Origin of the sequence: Rhodococcus sp. MS16 (assembly GCF_013277795.1) — a bacterium.
Lineage (GTDB): Bacteria > Actinomycetota > Actinomycetes > Mycobacteriales > Mycobacteriaceae > Rhodococcus_F > Rhodococcus_F globerula.
Genome location: NZ_VBTM01000005.1, coordinates 812,978 through 829,731, shown reverse-complemented (window position 1 = coordinate 829,731; position 16,754 = coordinate 812,978). Strand labels below are relative to the sequence as shown.

16 protein-coding genes are annotated in these 16,754 nt (G+C 61.5%); 8 read left to right on the top strand and 8 right to left on the bottom strand.

The window, feature by feature from the left end:
- Positions 1–33 precede the first annotated feature (33 nt).
- From FEZ60_RS16625 to FEZ60_RS16615, 3 genes are all read right to left on the bottom strand, one after another.
- Entirely contained in the window at positions 34–2,391 is a 2,358-nt protein-coding gene (locus FEZ60_RS16625; protein WP_172936535.1) for an arylsulfatase, read from the bottom strand.
- Positions 2,392–2,761: 370 nt separating this feature from the next.
- Positions 2,762–3,682 (bottom strand): DUF6226 family protein, encoded by a 921-nt coding sequence (locus tag FEZ60_RS16620; protein WP_242484620.1) that lies wholly within the window; start codon positions 3,680–3,682, stop codon positions 2,762–2,764.
- A gap of 36 nt (positions 3,683–3,718) precedes the next feature.
- Positions 3,719–4,204, bottom strand: coding sequence for a nuclear transport factor 2 family protein (locus FEZ60_RS16615; RefSeq protein WP_172936534.1), 486 nt, complete (start codon positions 4,202–4,204; stop codon positions 3,719–3,721).
- A gap of 117 nt (positions 4,205–4,321) precedes the next feature.
- Here FEZ60_RS16615 and FEZ60_RS16610 point away from each other — a divergent pair, with 117 nt between their 5' ends.
- Positions 4,322–4,510 (top strand): hypothetical protein, encoded by a 189-nt coding sequence (locus tag FEZ60_RS16610; protein ID WP_172936533.1) that lies wholly within the window; start codon positions 4,322–4,324, stop codon positions 4,508–4,510.
- 50 nt (positions 4,511–4,560) lie between these two features.
- Here FEZ60_RS16610 and FEZ60_RS16605 read toward each other — a convergent pair whose 3' ends face one another.
- Positions 4,561–5,757 (bottom strand): PrsW family glutamic-type intramembrane protease, encoded by a 1,197-nt coding sequence (locus tag FEZ60_RS16605; protein WP_172936532.1) that lies wholly within the window; start codon positions 5,755–5,757, stop codon positions 4,561–4,563.
- Positions 5,754–6,314, bottom strand: coding sequence for a hypothetical protein (locus FEZ60_RS16600; protein ID WP_239654614.1), 561 nt, complete (start codon positions 6,312–6,314; stop codon positions 5,754–5,756). Before FEZ60_RS16600 ends, FEZ60_RS16605 begins: the two co-directional genes overlap by 4 nt.
- A gap of 354 nt (positions 6,315–6,668) precedes the next feature.
- On the opposite strand from FEZ60_RS16600, the gene FEZ60_RS16595 reads away from it, so the two are divergent.
- Entirely contained in the window at positions 6,669–7,577 is a 909-nt protein-coding gene (locus FEZ60_RS16595) for a hypothetical protein (protein WP_172936531.1), read from the top strand.
- A gap of 33 nt (positions 7,578–7,610) precedes the next feature.
- Here the strand turns inward: FEZ60_RS16595 and FEZ60_RS16590 are convergent, their stop codons facing one another.
- Positions 7,611–8,069 (bottom strand): hypothetical protein, encoded by a 459-nt coding sequence (locus FEZ60_RS16590; RefSeq protein WP_172936530.1) that lies wholly within the window; start codon positions 8,067–8,069, stop codon positions 7,611–7,613.
- 167 nt (positions 8,070–8,236) lie between these two features.
- Between FEZ60_RS16590 and FEZ60_RS16585 the strand changes: the two genes are divergently transcribed.
- On the top strand, positions 8,237–10,195 hold the full coding sequence (locus tag FEZ60_RS16585) for an AarF/UbiB family protein (protein ID WP_242484619.1): 1,959 nt from the start codon (positions 8,237–8,239) through the stop codon (positions 10,193–10,195).
- 62 nt (positions 10,196–10,257) lie between these two features.
- Here the strand turns inward: FEZ60_RS16585 and FEZ60_RS16580 are convergent, their stop codons facing one another.
- The gene (locus FEZ60_RS16580; RefSeq protein ID WP_106939700.1) at positions 10,258–10,512 is read right to left on the bottom strand and encodes a hypothetical protein; all 255 of its coding nucleotides are present in this window, start codon (positions 10,510–10,512) and stop codon (positions 10,258–10,260) included.
- A gap of 263 nt (positions 10,513–10,775) precedes the next feature.
- Between FEZ60_RS16580 and FEZ60_RS16575 the strand changes: the two genes are divergently transcribed.
- From FEZ60_RS16575 to FEZ60_RS16560, 4 genes are all read left to right on the top strand, one after another.
- Positions 10,776–12,212 carry an MFS transporter gene (locus FEZ60_RS16575; RefSeq protein WP_106939699.1) on the top strand — a complete coding sequence of 479 codons (1,437 nt, stop codon included), beginning with the start codon at positions 10,776–10,778 and terminating at the stop codon, positions 12,210–12,212.
- 143 nt (positions 12,213–12,355) lie between these two features.
- Entirely contained in the window at positions 12,356–14,053 is a 1,698-nt protein-coding gene (locus FEZ60_RS16570; RefSeq protein WP_033231617.1) for a 3-ketosteroid-delta-1-dehydrogenase, read from the top strand.
- A 325-nt stretch (positions 14,054–14,378) separates the two neighbouring features.
- Positions 14,379–14,831, top strand: a complete 453-nt coding sequence (locus tag FEZ60_RS16565) for an SPW repeat protein (protein ID WP_172936529.1) — start codon at positions 14,379–14,381, stop codon at positions 14,829–14,831.
- A 202-nt stretch (positions 14,832–15,033) separates the two neighbouring features.
- Positions 15,034–15,225 (top strand): hypothetical protein, encoded by a 192-nt coding sequence (locus FEZ60_RS16560; RefSeq protein ID WP_116103504.1) that lies wholly within the window; start codon positions 15,034–15,036, stop codon positions 15,223–15,225.
- A 279-nt stretch (positions 15,226–15,504) separates the two neighbouring features.
- Here the strand turns inward: FEZ60_RS16560 and FEZ60_RS16555 are convergent, their stop codons facing one another.
- Entirely contained in the window at positions 15,505–15,711 is a 207-nt protein-coding gene (locus tag FEZ60_RS16555; protein ID WP_033231614.1) for a hypothetical protein, read from the bottom strand.
- 364 nt (positions 15,712–16,075) lie between these two features.
- On the opposite strand from FEZ60_RS16555, the gene FEZ60_RS16550 reads away from it, so the two are divergent.
- Complete coding sequence (locus FEZ60_RS16550; protein ID WP_033231811.1) at positions 16,076–16,270, top strand: CsbD family protein; 195 nt, start codon at positions 16,076–16,078, stop codon at positions 16,268–16,270.
- Positions 16,271–16,754: the final 484 nt, after the last annotated feature.

The window sequence follows — 16,754 nt, the reverse complement described above, 5'->3', positions numbered from 1 at the left end:
CCTCCTCGATGTTGCCACCACACGATGGTCCTGCTATTCGCGGGAAAGCATGGCCGCGGCTTCGCGTTCGAGGTCGACGTAGGGTTCTCCACTGACGTCTACGACGATCCGGTTCAGGGAGCCGCCGGTGAACGCCCACGGTGCGGTGCCCGGGTAGTCGTCGGTGACGGGTTCCCCGATGGCGCGGCCGGCACTGAGACCTTCGCCTGCGATGCTGAACTTGCCTGGCTGAGTTCGGATTCGGCCCTCGCCGACCTTCCGGTCACCGTAGAACAGGCCGAGGGTGCCGTGGGCCGTGCCAGGCGGATCGTCACCGTCCTTGTCGAATGTGGCGGCCAGGATCAGGTTCTCGCCGGTCGGCAGATCCTCGGTGGCGACGATCCGCTGCTGTTCGCTGCCGAGGAAGTTGTAGACGTAGTGCAGGCGGTTGTCCTTGACATAGAGGGAGTGGCCGCCGAAGCGGCTGCCGTGCGAGAAGAGCACCCCGGATGCCCCTGGGGTCGGGAGATCGACCAACGCGCCGATCGAGTAGGAGCGATTGCGAATGTTGACGGCAACGGACTCGGGGACCTCGGCGCCACCCGCCCGGTAGATGTAGCGGTTACGCGGAGCCGCAAGCTGCGGGCGAGGGGTGGTGAGGATCTCGACAGCCGAGCGGTCGTCGAGCGGAAATGCCTGGTTGGCGCCGGCTTCGTGGAACCACAGGCCCACCAGTTCGGCGAGCCTCCCGGGCTCCTCGGCGGCGAGGTCGTGCAGCTCGGATCTGTCGATCTGGGTGTGGTAGAGCTCCCAAGTGTCCTCGGGGAACCGGCCCCAGCCACTGATCGCCGGGTGGGTGGTGACGGCCTTCCAGCCGTCGTGCCAGATGCCTCGGGTGCCGAGCATCGAGTAGAACTGAGTGTGTTTGGCTGTCGGGATGGTGGCAGCGTCGAAGCTGTAGCGCATGCTCACGCCCTGCAACGGATGCTGGGTGTAACCCTTCACTGCGTCGGGCAGTTCGAGTCCGAGGCAGTCCAACACGGTCGGAACCAGATCGATGGCGTGGTGGTACTGATCACGGGTTTCCCCTCGGGCGGCAATCCCGGCCGGCCACGAGATGATGCACGGGTCGCAGGTTCCGCCGTTGAACGAGTATCGCTTCCACATCTTGAACGGGGCATTGAAGCCCATCGCCCACCCGTTCGGGTAGTGGTTGTAGGTCTTGGTACTGCCGAGTTCGTCCAGCATGGAGAGGTTTTCAGCAAGATCGTCCGGCACGCCATTGGCGATTTTGTTCTCGTTTACCGAGCCGTTCGGACCTCCCTCGCCACTGGCGCCGTTGTCGGAGACCAGCATGATGATGGTGTTGTCGAGTTGCTCGACCTGTTCGAGGTAGTCCAGTAGTCGGCCGATCTGGTTGTCGCAGTGGGACAAGAAACCCGCATATACCTCTGCCATCCGGGCGAACAGTCGCTTCTCGTCGGCGGAGAGGGTATCCCAGGGGCGGGTGAAATCCAGTGGTGGGAATGGCTGTCCGTCCGGACCGGTGCGCGAGTCGGGAGTGCCGATCGGATTGAGGGGCGGTAGCTCGGTGTCGGCGGGGACAAGGCCCATTTCCTTCTGCCTGGCCAGGATCTGCTCGCGCATCGCCTCGTAGCCGTCGTCGAACCGGCCCCGATAGCGGTCGGCCCACTCACGCGGTACTTGGTGCGGGGCGTGCGCACACCCCGGGGCGTAGTAGAGGAAAACCGGCCGTTCGGGAGCGATTGCCTTGACGTCGTCGAAGTACTGAATAGCTTTGTCGGTGATGTCGACGCTGAAGTGGTAGCCCTCCTCCGGTGTGGCCGGTTGCTGGACGGGGTGGTTGTCGTGGATCAGGTCGGGATACCACTGGTTGGTCTCGGCGCCGAGGAAGCCGTAGAAGCGGTCGAAGCCGCGGCCGATCGGCCAATTATGTTTGGTGGAAGCGAGATTCATCTCATCCTCAGCGCACAGGTGCCACTTGCCTACCATTGCAGTGCTGAAACCCTGCTCGACGAGGACCTCGGCGAGGGTGGCGCACTGCGGTGGAATGTGCCCGTTTGCGCTCGGAAATCCGATGGCCGCTTCACTGATGCAGGCCATCCCGTTGGTTGTGTGATTACGGCCCGTCAGTAGGCAGGACCGAGTCGGCGAGCACAGGGCTGTGGTGTGCCACTGCCCGTAGCGCAGTCCGCGTGCTGCGATCTTGTCGATGTTCGGCGTCTCAATCGGGCCTCCGTAACAGCCGAGCGCGCCGAATCCGACGTCGTCGAGGACGATGTACAGCACGTTCGGTGAGCCTGGCGGTGCTTTAGGTTGCTCGTACGGGCCCCAGTCCGGGACGGAGTCTCGTATATCGAGGTTGACCACGCCCCTGAATGCCTTGGCCATTGTCTGCTCCTCATGTCGGGTTCCCCCACCTATCCACTACACCACCATCACCCCGACGTGAACAGGGCTTGTAATCTCCCGTTACTTGAACAGCCTGCCCGCCGTGAGTCGCGTGGAGCGAGACGGATCTTCGTCAGCCGCGATTCATGCTGGGCTGCATGCGAATTGGTCAAGCCACTAGGGATGCTGGTTTCGCTTTCTCGGCTGACGATGAAACCTGCGCCGCGCAGGCTTCCCAGTCGCGCGTGAAGTTCGCGATTGGACCATGCTTCTGTGGACTGGCCGAAGTGTTCGATATCCGGGCGCATGCAATAACCCTGATTCGGGCCGGGGCCAGAGCCACGAACTCGAGGTGGGTCATCTTCCGTTTCTATTCGTCTGTGCGCCAGTAGGTTTGCGATGCACCCGCAACGCCAGGCTTGCGTAAGAGTCGACGGAAGCCCTCCCGGGCAGCAGTTCCGAACACCGTTCGCGGGAATGGGGGTTCGGGGTGCGCAGTCCTGATCTGGGACGCCAGCGGGCGTGCCGTCCAGTTCGCGGGCCACGGTGCGGCTGTGAATTCTGTAGGTTCGTCGAGATTCTGGACCGTGCTGCCTCGGGTACCAAAGGATGTGCGAACTGAGGAGTAATTACCGGCAACGTCGACGTGGAGCGAGCCGTCGACGACAGACAGCACCCATGTGTCGATTTCCTCGAGCAGTGTGGCGGACCCGCTGTCACACCCGTCGCAGGCACAGTCGGGAATCGATGCCAAGCACACCGCCGGATCGCCTGCGCTGATCGAGATGTTGAACGGATGGTTGGAGTCCACCGGAGTGTGCGTCGTCAAAATCAGTGGGACGGCGCCGTCGGCGGTAGGTTCGAGAACGGTGTCGGCTCCGCCGGAATCGAAAGGGCGAAGCGCCCACCGCACAGGTGATGCTTCTCGCGCCCAGCCCCGGTCGAGGAGAACCGTTGTCCACGCCTGCACTCTCGCGACCACGATCAGGTACTTCTCCGGGTTGGTGGAACGCTCGTAGTCTGCCTCGGCCCGATCGGGACCATCCTTGTACGGGTTCGGCCACTCAGGAGTGTGTGCGCCGGTGAGGGCGAATTGCTCGTCGACATCGTCGAGTAGTTCGCAGATCTCTCGCGAGAGCACCGAAGTGCTCTCGCCCCAGCCGGTTTCGTGCAGGCTGCGGACGCCGTCGTTGCATCGCTCCCACCATGACCTTGCCGGATCTGTAGCCATCGCATGGACATTACCCGTCGACAGGCTTTTCACGCGCCCGCTCAGCGCGGTGCCAGTCATTGTGGCGACGCTATCTTTGACAGCCGAGAATTTTGATCAGTTGCCGGCTCGGGCAAGCAGGTCGCGCGCGGGAGAACTTCCGTCGAGTAGCCGGGTCGTGCGCTGCTTGATCTTCCACTCGCCCTCCGTCTTGACGAGATCGAACCGGTTCGCCGCGACACGCCACACGCGGAAGGAATCCTCGCCTTCGTTGCGCCGTAGCAATTGGGAATGGCCCGTCGCAGTAGCCTCGTCTCCGTCGACGACGATGTTGAGCGGGGCGAGAATATGGCCGCAACCGGTGTTGATGTAGTCCTGGTGTGGTGTGGTGCGGACCATCTCGGCGATCTCGGCGCGACCGTTCAGGGTACGAATATCGATGTCGTACACCGCATCCTCAGTCCACATCGCACCGACCTTGTCCGCCTCTCCGGCGTCGACGGCGGGACCGTATGCCGTGACGAGTTTCTGGATCGCAATCTCGTCTTCGAGTATTTGCACTCGTTCGAGGAGTGAGTGGACCAGCGCGGTCATATCGGTCATCGGGTCTCCTTGGTGTGGTTAGTGTTGCGGCCGACCTCGGGTAGTACATGCACGCGTGTCAGCGAATTCGATGTTGCGGTCCGGACAGTAGCAAGGCAGCGCTCGACTGTGTGGTCGATGTCGGAGACCGGGACGGGGTCGGAGTCGATGGCCTATCTCGACGAGTATTTGTCTTTCTACGTCCCGGTGAATGGACAAGGTATTACCGAGCCGCCGCGTTCGGTGTACGTCGGAGCTATCCACTTGGTAGGGAACATCATTGAGAACCATCAGTGGTCCTGCCTGCGGATAGAGCTGGGCGCCTGATCAATGTGATCGATCAGGCGCCCAGATTGTTGCGGCACAACCCGCCGTTCTTACGCGGAGCTAGTCCCCACCGAGGACTGCGAGCCTGCGGCAATTCCGTGTCGGAGGCGAGTGATCTCGTTGCGTGCTTCGACAACTTCGGGACTGTCGAGGCCCTTGGTGACAGCGAGGTCCCCACACAGGTCCAATGCAGCGCGAACGATATGACGTCGTTGGCGTCGCTCGGGGCGGGTCTGTGCGGCTCTGACGTAAGCGCGCTGTTGTCGCCACCCACCGGCAGCAGTAACTTCGTCGTCGGTCAACACTCCGGATTCGATTTCCGGAGCGAGAACATCACGGACGAAATGGGACTCGCGTGGGTGCGCCCAGACAAATGCGATCCACAATGCCGTCAAGGCGAAGATGATGTCGCCGACCATGACGACCAACACGATGGATGAGTTGCCGCCGGCGAGTGCCAGCATCGAGTCCCATACGCCGTGAATCAGAATCGGGGCCACGATCAACGCCAGCCCGCGTCTGATTCTGCGAGGTTGTGCCGGGGTGCCGATCAGATAAATGACTCCGGCACAGAACAGTGCGGTGAAGAGAGGATGCGAAACGATGTCGGAGTATGCGCGAAGCGCAATGGAACCGATCAGCCCGTCGGTCTGGTGCGCGCCGAAACCTTGCGTCGCACCGACAACCGAGTACAAGAAGTCCTCGCTGGTTTGAAATCCCAGGCCGATGAACGCGCCGAGTAGCAGTCCGTCGGTTGCGGTGCGGACCAGTCGCGGCGCAAGAGCGAGGAGGACAACAATGCCGATGCCTTTCGCGGTTTCCTCCACGAACGGCGCCGAGAGTCCGGCATGCCAATCCTCCGCCCAAACCTGTCCGAACAGCTTCGAGTAGAGCGAACCGAGTGCGGAGTTACCGGAGATCGCGATGGTGAACGTCGCCGCGGAGGCTCCCCAGACGAAGCCGGTGAGTACCAATCCCACGGGTTGGCGTTCGTACCGGTCGATGTGCCGGAACCACCATGTCCACACCGCAGCACTGATGACGGAGACGACGCCGGCGACAAGGAGTGCTTGCCCGAAGTATCCCGAATAGGGCGCGAACATCTGCCAGGCTTTGACCACGCCGACGCCGCACATCCACAGGTATATCCAGAACACGACGTTGCGCGGCTGGATAAACCGGAACTTCTCGCCCCACGCCGTCGCCTCTAGTGCTTGGGAGCGTGTCTCGAGCAGGTCGGCGCTCACTTGGTATCTCCCTCAGTGGTGCCGAATGACGCGATCATATCGGCGATTTCTTGACTGTGACTTGCAATCTGGTCGGGCGGACCGACCACTTGCACCCGAATTCCCTTGTCACCGACGACAAAAGTCGCCATCGAACCCGCGGCGCGGGGCGTATCGAAGCGAATCTGGACGCCGGTCAAGCCACCATCGGTGGTGACTGGCTGCGGTGGGCTGGAGATGGCGAGTACAGAGCTTCCGTTTGTCGCAAGACTTACGGCGTCGACCTGTGAGAGAAGTTCGTCGGCGGTGCCGGTGAAGTCGTCAGCGTCGACGACGAAACTCACGCTGCCACCGGTCAATTCCACCCTCGGCACGGAACCGGACGCACTGCGTTGGTCGATGAGGAAGCCGCTATTGATATTCCAGCCCGCGGGCACAGTGAACGACACCGACTCGGTCACAGCCAGGCGGTCGCCGGCAACTGTCGGATCTTCCGACGACACAGCGGAATCGATGGCCGGAACGATCACAACCCACAGCAGCCACACGGCCAGAATTGCGACTGCGTGCGGAAACACGCGTGTGTCGAACCCGAGGAAGCGGTGATCGGCTGGTGGCCGTCGTCGATGCGTTCTGTGTTCGTGTTTCGACGGGATACTCCCGATAATGCTCGAAATTCCTCGTTCCCATTGTGCCGAATGTGTATTGACTATCCCAGAAATGGGACGAATGGCGGGAACGGAGTGCGTGCCGTCACCTACCGCCCACCGAGAACGGCGGCACAGCGGGCAGTCCGGGTTATGCGATCGCGCATCTTGCGTGAGTCGACGTGCTCCTTGACGACGTGGTCCTTGACACAGCGTCAGTTACGGCGTTTGACTGAGATGCGCGCTCGTGTTGAATCGCCCGACAGTGTTCTGGGAGGTCGCCGCATGTATGGCATAGGTTTAACGAGTTCGGGACATCGATGCGGAGTGCGAGCCCGCCGCAAGGGCGTCTCGGTGCTGGCACTGGTCGGAGCCTGCCTCGTTTCTCTGGCAGTTCCCCAGACTGCCAGCAGCGAACCGGCCGCAGGAACCGTCGACACCGGGTTCGCGATCCCGTTTTCCGGGGCCCCTGGCTACGAGCACCTGGCACCGCCGCAGATGACCAGCCCGGATCAGCTCAACCAGCCACTCGGTCAGCAAGCGGCGGACGAGATTGCCGCCCAGATCGGGCTCGACAGCGAGGATGCGTTGTCGGAGCAGCAGTATCGCGACCTCGTCACGGGCGGTGGGGTCGGCGGCAGTCGCGAGGCCGCCGAGATTATCGACGAATGCGCCCGGATCCTCACCAATACGAACGGGCGTCCGCTCTATTCCACCGTCGACGGCAACGTCACGTCGTCGGTTCTGGCCAGCTACGGGCTGTACGTGAATTCCATTGGGCTGCTGGAGAGTCCGGCCAACGCGGACGCGCCGACGAGGCAGGTGAACTCCTTGATCGCTCCAGGCGGATTTGTGGGCACATGGATGAGGAACAACGGCGCAACACAAACCCTGGTTGCGCTCTATCAGTCGGCGTACACAGTGCAAGCGGTCTATGGCTTTGCATCGCAACAGATGTCGGGCACAGCGCAACTGGTGACCAACACCAAGGGAGGTGCGAGTTCAGCGGTCGGTATGTCGATGGCGCCGCCGCTCTGGATAGTGAACTTTGCGCTGCTCTACATATTGAAGCCCTCCCTGGCGGCTGCGATGCCTGCCCAGTGGGCTCCCATTCCTTCGGCGGTTGCCGACGCGATAACGTCGAGCCCTACCGGCCAGGTTTCTTTCAGCGACTATGCGTCCTATTTCGAGTGAACGCCAACTTTTTTCCGACGTTCCGAGTCGCCCTCAGGATTCGACAGTTACCTTGACGACGTTGTCGTCGCCGTTGAATCGGACCGCCGGCCAGTATCCGTCCATGAAGTGTGAACCGCACGTATCTGCCAGATCAAGGACGACTTCGTTGTCGGGAAATACCTCCACTGCGTCGAGTGCCAGGTCTCGTAGTGCGTCGTCGAGTTCTTCCGTGGAAGGAGGGTCCTCGCTGAACTCGTAGACGACCGCTTCGACGGCTTGCCGATGGAAGGGTTGGAGTTGATCGAAGACGTGGTGCAAGCGGGGGAGCATGCCGCGTACGGCGTCGGAGTCGACGGAGTGGGCGATGAATCCAACGTCCCGCCCGTCGATGTTGCGGGTCAGGCTGAAGTAGTCGTCGTCCAATCGCACGCCGTCGGACAAGATGTGATGCCCGCGGACAAAAGTGCCGAGCGTTTCGTCAACGATTGCGGAGCCGGAGTGTGTCGTCACGAGATCAGCTTAAAGTGCCCGTGTCGCAGTGAGGCCGATCGATTCGGTACCCGAGCCCGCCGGTATTGGCGCGGGTGGAATCGACGCCGCCGGCACCTTAATTCAAACTTGGTGGACTCGGGGTTTTCCCGGATGAAACGCAGGTGGTGAACCTCTACGCTACCGCCATGGACTTGATCGTCTGGATTATCGCGACGCCGATTCTTGCCGCAGCACTCGCGGTCGCCATGCGACGAACGCTGGGGGCGAAAGTCGGGTGGCCGCGAACACTGGTGGTCTCGGTGATAGCGCTCTCGGTTGGTGTTTCGCTGGCGAGCTACGTCGCAACGCTCGACGGAATTGCGAGCCCGGACGGTCAACTACTGGTGAGCGAGGGAATTGCGCTCACCTTCTTCGGAGTCGCCGCGCTCTGGGTTTTCGCGGCGTGCCTGGCCGCGTTGGTCTTCCTTGAAGTTGTCATTCCTTCGGGGTCCGTACCCGGTGTGCCAGAAGCACTGCGGCGCAGCCGAAAATCGTGGCGCCGAACAAAGCGGTACGCCCAGATCGTGGGTATCTTCATGCGAGCGGGAGGTGGGTCGGCTCTCCGCGCCGGACCGTCCGCACCTCAGTTCGGGGACGCGCTGGTGGAGATCGTCAACCGATGCGGAGTCACTTTCGTCAAGTTGGGACAGATCCTCGGCACACGAGACGACCTCGTGCCACCCGAGCTCGCTCGCGCTCTCTCGACGCTCCAAAGTTCGGCTCGGCCGGCTGATCCTGACCGCATTGCAGAGCTGCTGGCATCGGAACTTGGCGACGTCCCCGAAGCGGTGTTCGCGTGGTTCGAAGTGGAACCATTCGCCGCTGCCTCTGTCGCACAGGTACATTCCGCGCGCACCACTGAAGGCGTCGATGTCGTGGTGAAGGTTCAACGCCCCGATGCGAGCGCACAAGTGAGCGTGGATTGCGATATCTTCCTTCGCGTTTCATCCCTCGCGGAGACCCGTTTTCCCTGGGCACGCGATATCGGCGTTCACCGACTCGCCGGCGGGCTCGTCACGTCGCTGCTCGAAGAGCTCGACTACCGTACCGAGGCAGCGAATACCAGCGCGATTGCTTCCACCATGTCGAACCGCCCGGATATCGTCGTTCCGCACGTCTACCTCGACCTCAGTAGCGGAAGGGTGCTCGTGATGGAACGTCTTCACGGCACACCACTTTCCGACGGTGAGGCCGCGCTCACCGGCCTCGATCGCGACACCCGCAGCAGCATTGCCAACGAACTTCTTGCGTCACTGCTCGACGGGATCTTTGTCCACGGGGTGTTCCACGCGGACCTGCACCCCGGAAACATCATGATCCTCGATGACGGCCGGGTCGGGCTCCTCGACTTCGGCGCAGTGGGCGTGCTGGACGGGGAGACACGGATACTGTTCGCCGTACTCCTGAACGCTGCCCTGGCCGGAGACCCGGTGGCGACCGTCGACGCGATGTTGATGGCATTCGACGTACCCGTCGATGTGGAACGCGGAGCGCTGCGACACCAGGTGGGCCGCGAGATCACCCTGCTCAGTGTTCAACCCAATGTTTCCATGGCATCGTTCGCGCGAATGTTCACCGTGCTTCGAGATCATCGAATAGGAGTGCCGGGAGACGTCGCCGCCGCATTCCGTTCACTCGCGTCATTGGAGCGCGCCCTCCGGCTCCTGGATCCGCACATCGACCTCGTCGCTGCTGTTCGCGCCGAAGTTCCCCGACTGTTGACCCAGGTCGCCAGTCCGACTGCGGCCGCGCAGGCGATCCTGTCGACGACGGCGGTCACAACCGCGGTAGCCAGGCGTCTTCCTGGTCAGCTCGACCAGATCGCAACCTCCCTCGCGTCGGGAAGTTTCACTCTCCGCACCCGTTCTGTCGCACATCCCGACGACAGGCGATGGCTCCGACGGTCGGCGAACAACGCCCTGGGAATGGCGGCTGGAGTTACCGCGCTGATTGTCGCGGCGATCCTGCTGTTCGTACCTGGCGGACCACAACTCACACCTCAGCTGTCGGGCTACGCACTCGTGAGTGCGGTACTGGGCTTCGTAGGAGTCGTTCTGTGCATGCGGACCGTGTTCCGTTTGTTCACACTCGACGGCAGGCGGTGAAACCTCACCTCCCGGGTTAACGTTGCCCAATTTCCCCGCAGGGCGAATGTGTTGCGGCGGAGTCAGTCCGGTGCCTTGTCGTCGGGATCGGTCCGTGTCGTGCGTTTCCGTTCGGCGGCATTGCCCGGCACCGCCGCCGCCTCGCGCTCGGCGGCGATACGTTCTTCGAGACCGTCCACCAATTCGGACAGTTCACGGTCACGTTTGGTGGGCGTGATTACCTCGCCGGATGAATGTTCGTCAGCGGGATTATGCGACTGTGACTCGTTGTCGGGATTGGTCGTCGTCTCGTCATCGAACTGTGCGCTCAACGTCATCGCCTCCTTGATCTCTGCCCGCGACTCTACGACTCCTACGACGCGTGAGCATCGGTGCTGGTCGGTGCTAGCGCGAAGGGATCGGGTAATGCCGCCGACCGAACTCTTCGACACATCCGAGCGGTTGTTCCGCTGCAGAATGGGTACGTTCGCGCACGAGACGTATACACCTTCGAGGCAGTCTCACTGATCGGAATGGAAAAGTTGTATCAAGAGTCACATTGTTACCGTTTTCGAGCGATATCGACCCAAGAGGAGCATGAATGCGGACAACGGTGAGACCAACTAGGCCGCTGGCAGGCTACGCCGAACGTCGATACGAACGGTCCCGACCGGTTTGGCTCATACTGACCGTGCTGATCACGGTCGAGGTGATCAGCGCATTCGAGACTTCGATGATGTACGCGGCGCTGCCGACTTTCGCCGAGATCTTCGACGCCGACGCTTCGGCTGTGGGATGGTCCGTCACCGCGTTCCTGCTGGTCGCGGCATCCTCTGCTGCAGTATGCGGCAGGCTCGGAGATATGTACGGGCGCGAACGCGTGCTGATGGTCGTACTGGCATTCGCCACAGTCGGCTCGATTGTGAGCATGGCGGTCGGAACGCTCGAGGGCATCATTATCGGGCGTGCCATCCAAGGCGTCGCGGGGGCGATTCTGCCGCTGTGCATCGGTTTGGCCCGCGAGCATCTGCCCGTGGAGAAGGTTGCGATGGCTGTTGCGCTGATCGCCGGATCTGCCATTGCCGCCGGTGCGGCGTCGCTGGTCGTTGCGGGTGTGATCATCGACCTCGGCGATTGGCGGTACATCTTTGTCGTCACTGCCGCCTACGCCGTCGTCTGCATCATCCTGGTTGAAGTTGTATTACCGTGGCGCCGTCGGACTTACCATCGACAGCCTGTTGATTTCGCTGGAGCCGTGGCGCTAGCCGTCGCAGTGGCGTCAATCTTGTTGGGGCTCACGCAAGGAAAGTCGTGGGGCTGGGACGATCTTCGGGTACTCAGCCTCTTGCTCGTCGGCGCCGTCATCTTTGCCTGGTGGGTGAGGTGGGAGTTGAACTGCGCGTCCCCAATTGTCAACTTGCGCTTGCTTGCTGAACGCAACATCGCTTTGACCATGCTCAGCACGATCGCTCTCGGGCTCGGTCCCATCGGTGTGGTCACCATGCTCATTCCGATCATCATGCAATCTCCGAAAACCTCACCGTTCGGGCTCGGGCTTTCACCTACCACCGCCGGTCTCCTGTCGTTCATCGGCGCGATGGTCGGCATGTTGTTCACACCGCTCGCCGGAAAATTGGCAGCGTCGGTCGGCGCCCGCACCGCGTTGCTGATCGGAACCGCGTTGTTCCTCGGGGCATGTTCCGGTTTTCTCGTGTTCCACGGTTCAGTAGTCGGAATGACAATGCTGATCGTGGTCGTCTCGATCGCAACGGCCTTTGCGTACACGGCGTTGTCGAATCTCCTCGTGGAATTCGTTCCCGAACACAGCACCAGCGAGACCGTCGGTAGTCAGTCGGTTGTGCGAACTGCAGCGATGGCCGTCGGAACGTCGATTACGACAGTTCTGCTCGCATCTCTCGTGGTTCCCGGAACGTCGACACCGACAGTTGCTGCGCTCGGTGCTGTCTGCGCGATGCTCGTGGCTATGTGTGTCGTCACGATCATTCTTGCTCTCGGGATCAGGTACGAAAAGCGCTGACATGCAGGTCATGATTCGGCTGTGACGGCCGCAACGCACTAACAATCCGCGCAAAAAATCCCGCTGACTGGGCATCCGGACCATCTTGCGCTGCGCCTGCCCTAGCGTTCTACCTCGATAAACCACGTGAAGGGATTTGTTCAATGGCTAAGAATCAGGCACCCCCCGCGACACGGGCCGACGACATCACAGTCGACCTGCTGGTAATCGGGTCCGGTACCGGCATGGCTGCCGCCCTCACCGCAAACGAGCTCGGCTTGTCCACGCTGATCGTGGAGAAGACGCAGTACGTGGGCGGTTCGACGGCGCGGTCCGGTGGGGCGTTCTGGATGCCTGCCAACCCGGTACTTGCAGCTGCCAATGCGGGCGACACCGTTGAGCGCGCGAAGACGTATGTGCGTGCGGTGGTCGGTGATACGGCACCAGCCGAACGTGGCGAGGCATTTGTCGACCATGGTGGCGCCACGATCGACATGCTCTCCCGCACGACGCCCATGAAGTTCTTCTGGGCCAAGGAATACTCCGACTACCACCCCGAACTGCCGGGCGGTAGCGCTGCAGGCCGCACCTGCGAGTGCCAGCCGTTCGACGCTTCGGTGCTGGGAGAGGAACGCGGCCGCCTGCGCCCCGGTTTGATGGAAGCCGGGCTGCCGATGCCGGTGACCGGTGCGGACTACAAGTGGATGAACCTGATGGCGAAGAAGCCCACCAAGGCTTTCCCGCGCATTATCCGCCGCTTGTCGCAGGGCGTTTTCGGTAAGTACGTCCTCAAGCGTGAATACATTGCGGGCGGTCAGGCGCTGGCCGCCGGCCTGTTTGCCGGTGTGGTTCAGGCAGGCATTCCGGTGTGGACGGAAACGTCGTTGGTTCGGCTGATCACCGAAGGTGACCGCGTAACCGGTGCAGTAGTCGTGCAAGACGGACGTGAGGTGACTGTGACGGCCCGGCGCGGTGTCGTGCTGGCCGCCGGCGGCTTCGATCACAACATGGAGTGGCGCCACAAGTACCAGTCGGAGAGCCTCGGTGAGCACGAGAGCCTCGGCGCCGAGGGCAACACCGGCGAGGCTATCGAGGTCGCGCAGGAACTGGGCGCAGACATCGGCTTGATGGACCAGTCGTGGTGGTTCCCGGCGGTCGCGAGCATCAAGGGACGCCCACCGATGGTGATGCTCGCCGAGCGTGCGCTGCCTGGCTCGTTCATCGTCGACCACACCGGTCGACGCTTCGTCAACGAGGCCACCGACTACATGACGTTCGGTCAGTGTGTGCTCGACCGGGAGAAGGCGGGCGACCCCGCAGAATCCATGTGGATCGTCTTCGACCAGGAGTACCGCAACAGCTACGTGTTCGCCGGCGGCATCTTCCCGCGCCAGCCCCTTCCGCCGTCGTTCTTCGAGGAGGGTATCGCGCATCAGGCGAGCAGCCCGACCGAACTCGCCCGTAAGGCCGGTCTGCCCGAAGATGCGTTCGCTGAGGCGTTCCAGAAGTTCAACGATGCCGCAGCAGCCGGTAGTGACGGCGAATTCGGCCGCGGCGGAAGCGCATACGACCGGTACTACGGCGACCCGACAGTGTCCCCGAACCCGAACCTGAGGCCGCTCGACAAGAACGCTCTCTACGCGGTGAAGATGACATTGAGTGACCTCGGCACGTGCGGCGGCGTGCGCGCCGACGACCACGCTCGAGTCCTCCGCGAGGACGGCAGCTCCATCGACGGGCTGTACGCGATCGGCAACACCGCTGCGAATGCGTTCGGCCACTCCTACCCGGGCGCGGGCGCGACGATCGGCCAGGGACTGGTTTACGGCTACATCGCAGCGCATCACGCAGCGAAGCGGTAGTTCAGCCAAGCAATAGCACCACCGAACGGGAGATCAGCGCACGTTTCCGACGCCGGAACGTGCCCTGGTCTCCCGTTCGGCATGCAAGGCTCCGAGCACCGTCATCTTCTCGATGATTTGATTCGATTGTTGCTTGGCAGACGCCCGATTGGGTACGTATGTGGTGGTCCAGTGCACTCACCGATCTCGGCGGCACCGACAATGCTCGAATTCGCCAGGCAATCCGGTGACGACCGAATCGGAAAGCGTCTGTACCCCTGCCATACATACATACGGATCGGAAGGGCAACCTTTGCCCTCCGCTCCGGTCGAGGAGATGAATCACATGTCATCATCTACCCACGCACCGATGCACACTCACCCTGACATCATTGCACTGCGCGAGCGCTACGATCAGGCCGCCGAACAACCAACCGCCCAAGTTGTCGAAGGGCTGATGTTGTTGTCCGGACTGTACGCAGCGGCGTCCGCGTGGATCATCGGTTTCACCGCTCAAACCAACCTCAGTGTCACTAACTTGATCTGTGGTGCTGCGATCGGGTTGCTTGCGGTGGCTTTCGGATCCGCTTACGGCCGCACCCACGGCATGACATTCGTTGCACCGTTACTCGGGATTTGGCTGATCGTCTCGCCTTGGATCGTTGCGGGTGTCGATACCAGCACTTCCATGATCTGGTCCAATGTGGTTGTGGGAGCGCTTGTCTGCGTTCTAGGTCTCGCCACAGCTGCACTGGGAATGGGGCGCGGTCCTGCGCGACGCGAACCGAAACCGCAGTGACTACCGAGACGGTTGTTCCAGGGCGAAAGTCACGAAGTGCGGTGTCGTCGATTGGTTGAACGACGAACACGGGTTCGGGTCTATTTCGCACACCCACCACAGGCTCGGAATGTCCGTATCACTGACGTTGCCGGCTCGGGTAATGGTCGTCACCCGAGTCGGGAGCGCAGGATCGAAGGGAGTACGGGTGTAGGTCGTCCAGGTGTCGGAAGTGATCTCTCTGGGCGTTGAGGCAAGCGACACGTCGAAATGCCAAGGGGCCGTTGCTGTTGATCGGGCAAGCACGTCTACCGATGTGGTGGCCGGATGTGATGTTCAGGCAGGCGTCGCGAGTGCCCATCTGACCTTCTCGCCGGCCTTGGCGTCGGGCATCGAGCTGTTCAGTCGGGCATAAGCTGTCCATAGCGATGAACGACCGTACGTTGCACCCCGGAAGTCGGATATTATTGGTGCACCGTTTGATTGGTGGGTAATTTGGTCTCGCGGTCGCTGGTTATGTGCCGTCGACATCGACGGACGTGGGAGTAGGCATGAATCCAGACCCTTTCTCAATTTTCCACGCCCCTCTGAACCCGACAACTTCATGCGGTGGTTGCCTGTTTCCGAGATGATTCGGTGATGATCGCGGGATCGCACAGGATGAACACAATTTGTGAAAATCGTGTGGGCAAGCCTATGGAAGGTGCATCAGCTGCCTCGCAAGAGTGAAGAGTCGGCGACCGAGCCTGATGACGGGGATCCCCAGAGGAATCAGAATCACCGTCACGCACAGTACGGCACCGACAAGCCACACCACGGTCGCAAGGATTCCGAGCACTGTGCCGAGCACAGCCATGACGATCCCTAGCAGCGCGTCGAACAAACCACGGAGCACACGCATGATGACCTCCTGTCTCCAGTCTCCGCTTTTCCGGACCTGGACGCACTGTCGCCGCAGGTTCTTTTGTCAGCCAACTGGATTGGACACGATCTCGCCGCGAAGTCACCCCAATCGCGTATGTAAGCGCGCACCTTCGAGTGGTCGGGCCGTCGTCATTCGCTCGTGTCGCGAGCTTCTCACCTATGGCCCACCGTTCTCGGTTCATTGCTTCGATCTACGGTGTTGACGCGCAACGGAATGCCGCGTTGACTGGGCATTGCTCTATGGCCGGGAGGCCAACATGATCATCGTCTTCATGTACGTTCCGGCGGAGGCGCCTGGCGAAACCCGTTCGACCGACGATCATCGAGAAGAAGGAACCGCCATGAGCATCGTGAAGAGAATCAGGCACAAGGCAGAAACCGCCGAGGGGGTCATCAAGAAGACCGTCGGCAAGAGCTTGGGAAACGAAAAGATGGAGGCCGAGGGGAGGTCTGAACAGGCCAAAGGCCAGGCAAAACAGACCGGCGACAAGCTCAAACAGGCGGGACGAAAGTTCAGGGACGCCTTCAAACATTGACCCACCCCTCTTTCGAAGTTTGCTACCGGCGTACATCAGTGGTGCGAAGGTGAGGCGAATGGTGCGAATACCTGTGAGTGGGCGAAAAGCATGAGTGGACAGCAGAATACGAGCAGCCGAATCGCTACCAGTGCAACACGAGACGCACCTCCTCGTTCAGCGGTGCGGTCTCGCGACAAACGCGACATGTGCAACGGAGAGATACACATCCGTTGCGGCGCGGACTGAGCGCAAAAACGAAAGTCACTCTCATCGTCCTGCTTGTCCTTGCGCTCCTCCTCGGGCCAGTGCTGCTCGTCGTCCTCTTGCTGGCACTCATTGTTACGGGGTTGGTCGCGGCGGTTCGCGCCGCTGGAAAAGGGTGATGTTCGAGATCCATGGGCGGAAGTGATCGCCGGTGCCAACACCCCCGCAGCACAGCGATACCGGACATCAATTTTGTCGTGGGTGCAAGGCCTCGTTCATGTTCTCCACCCCGCGCGCA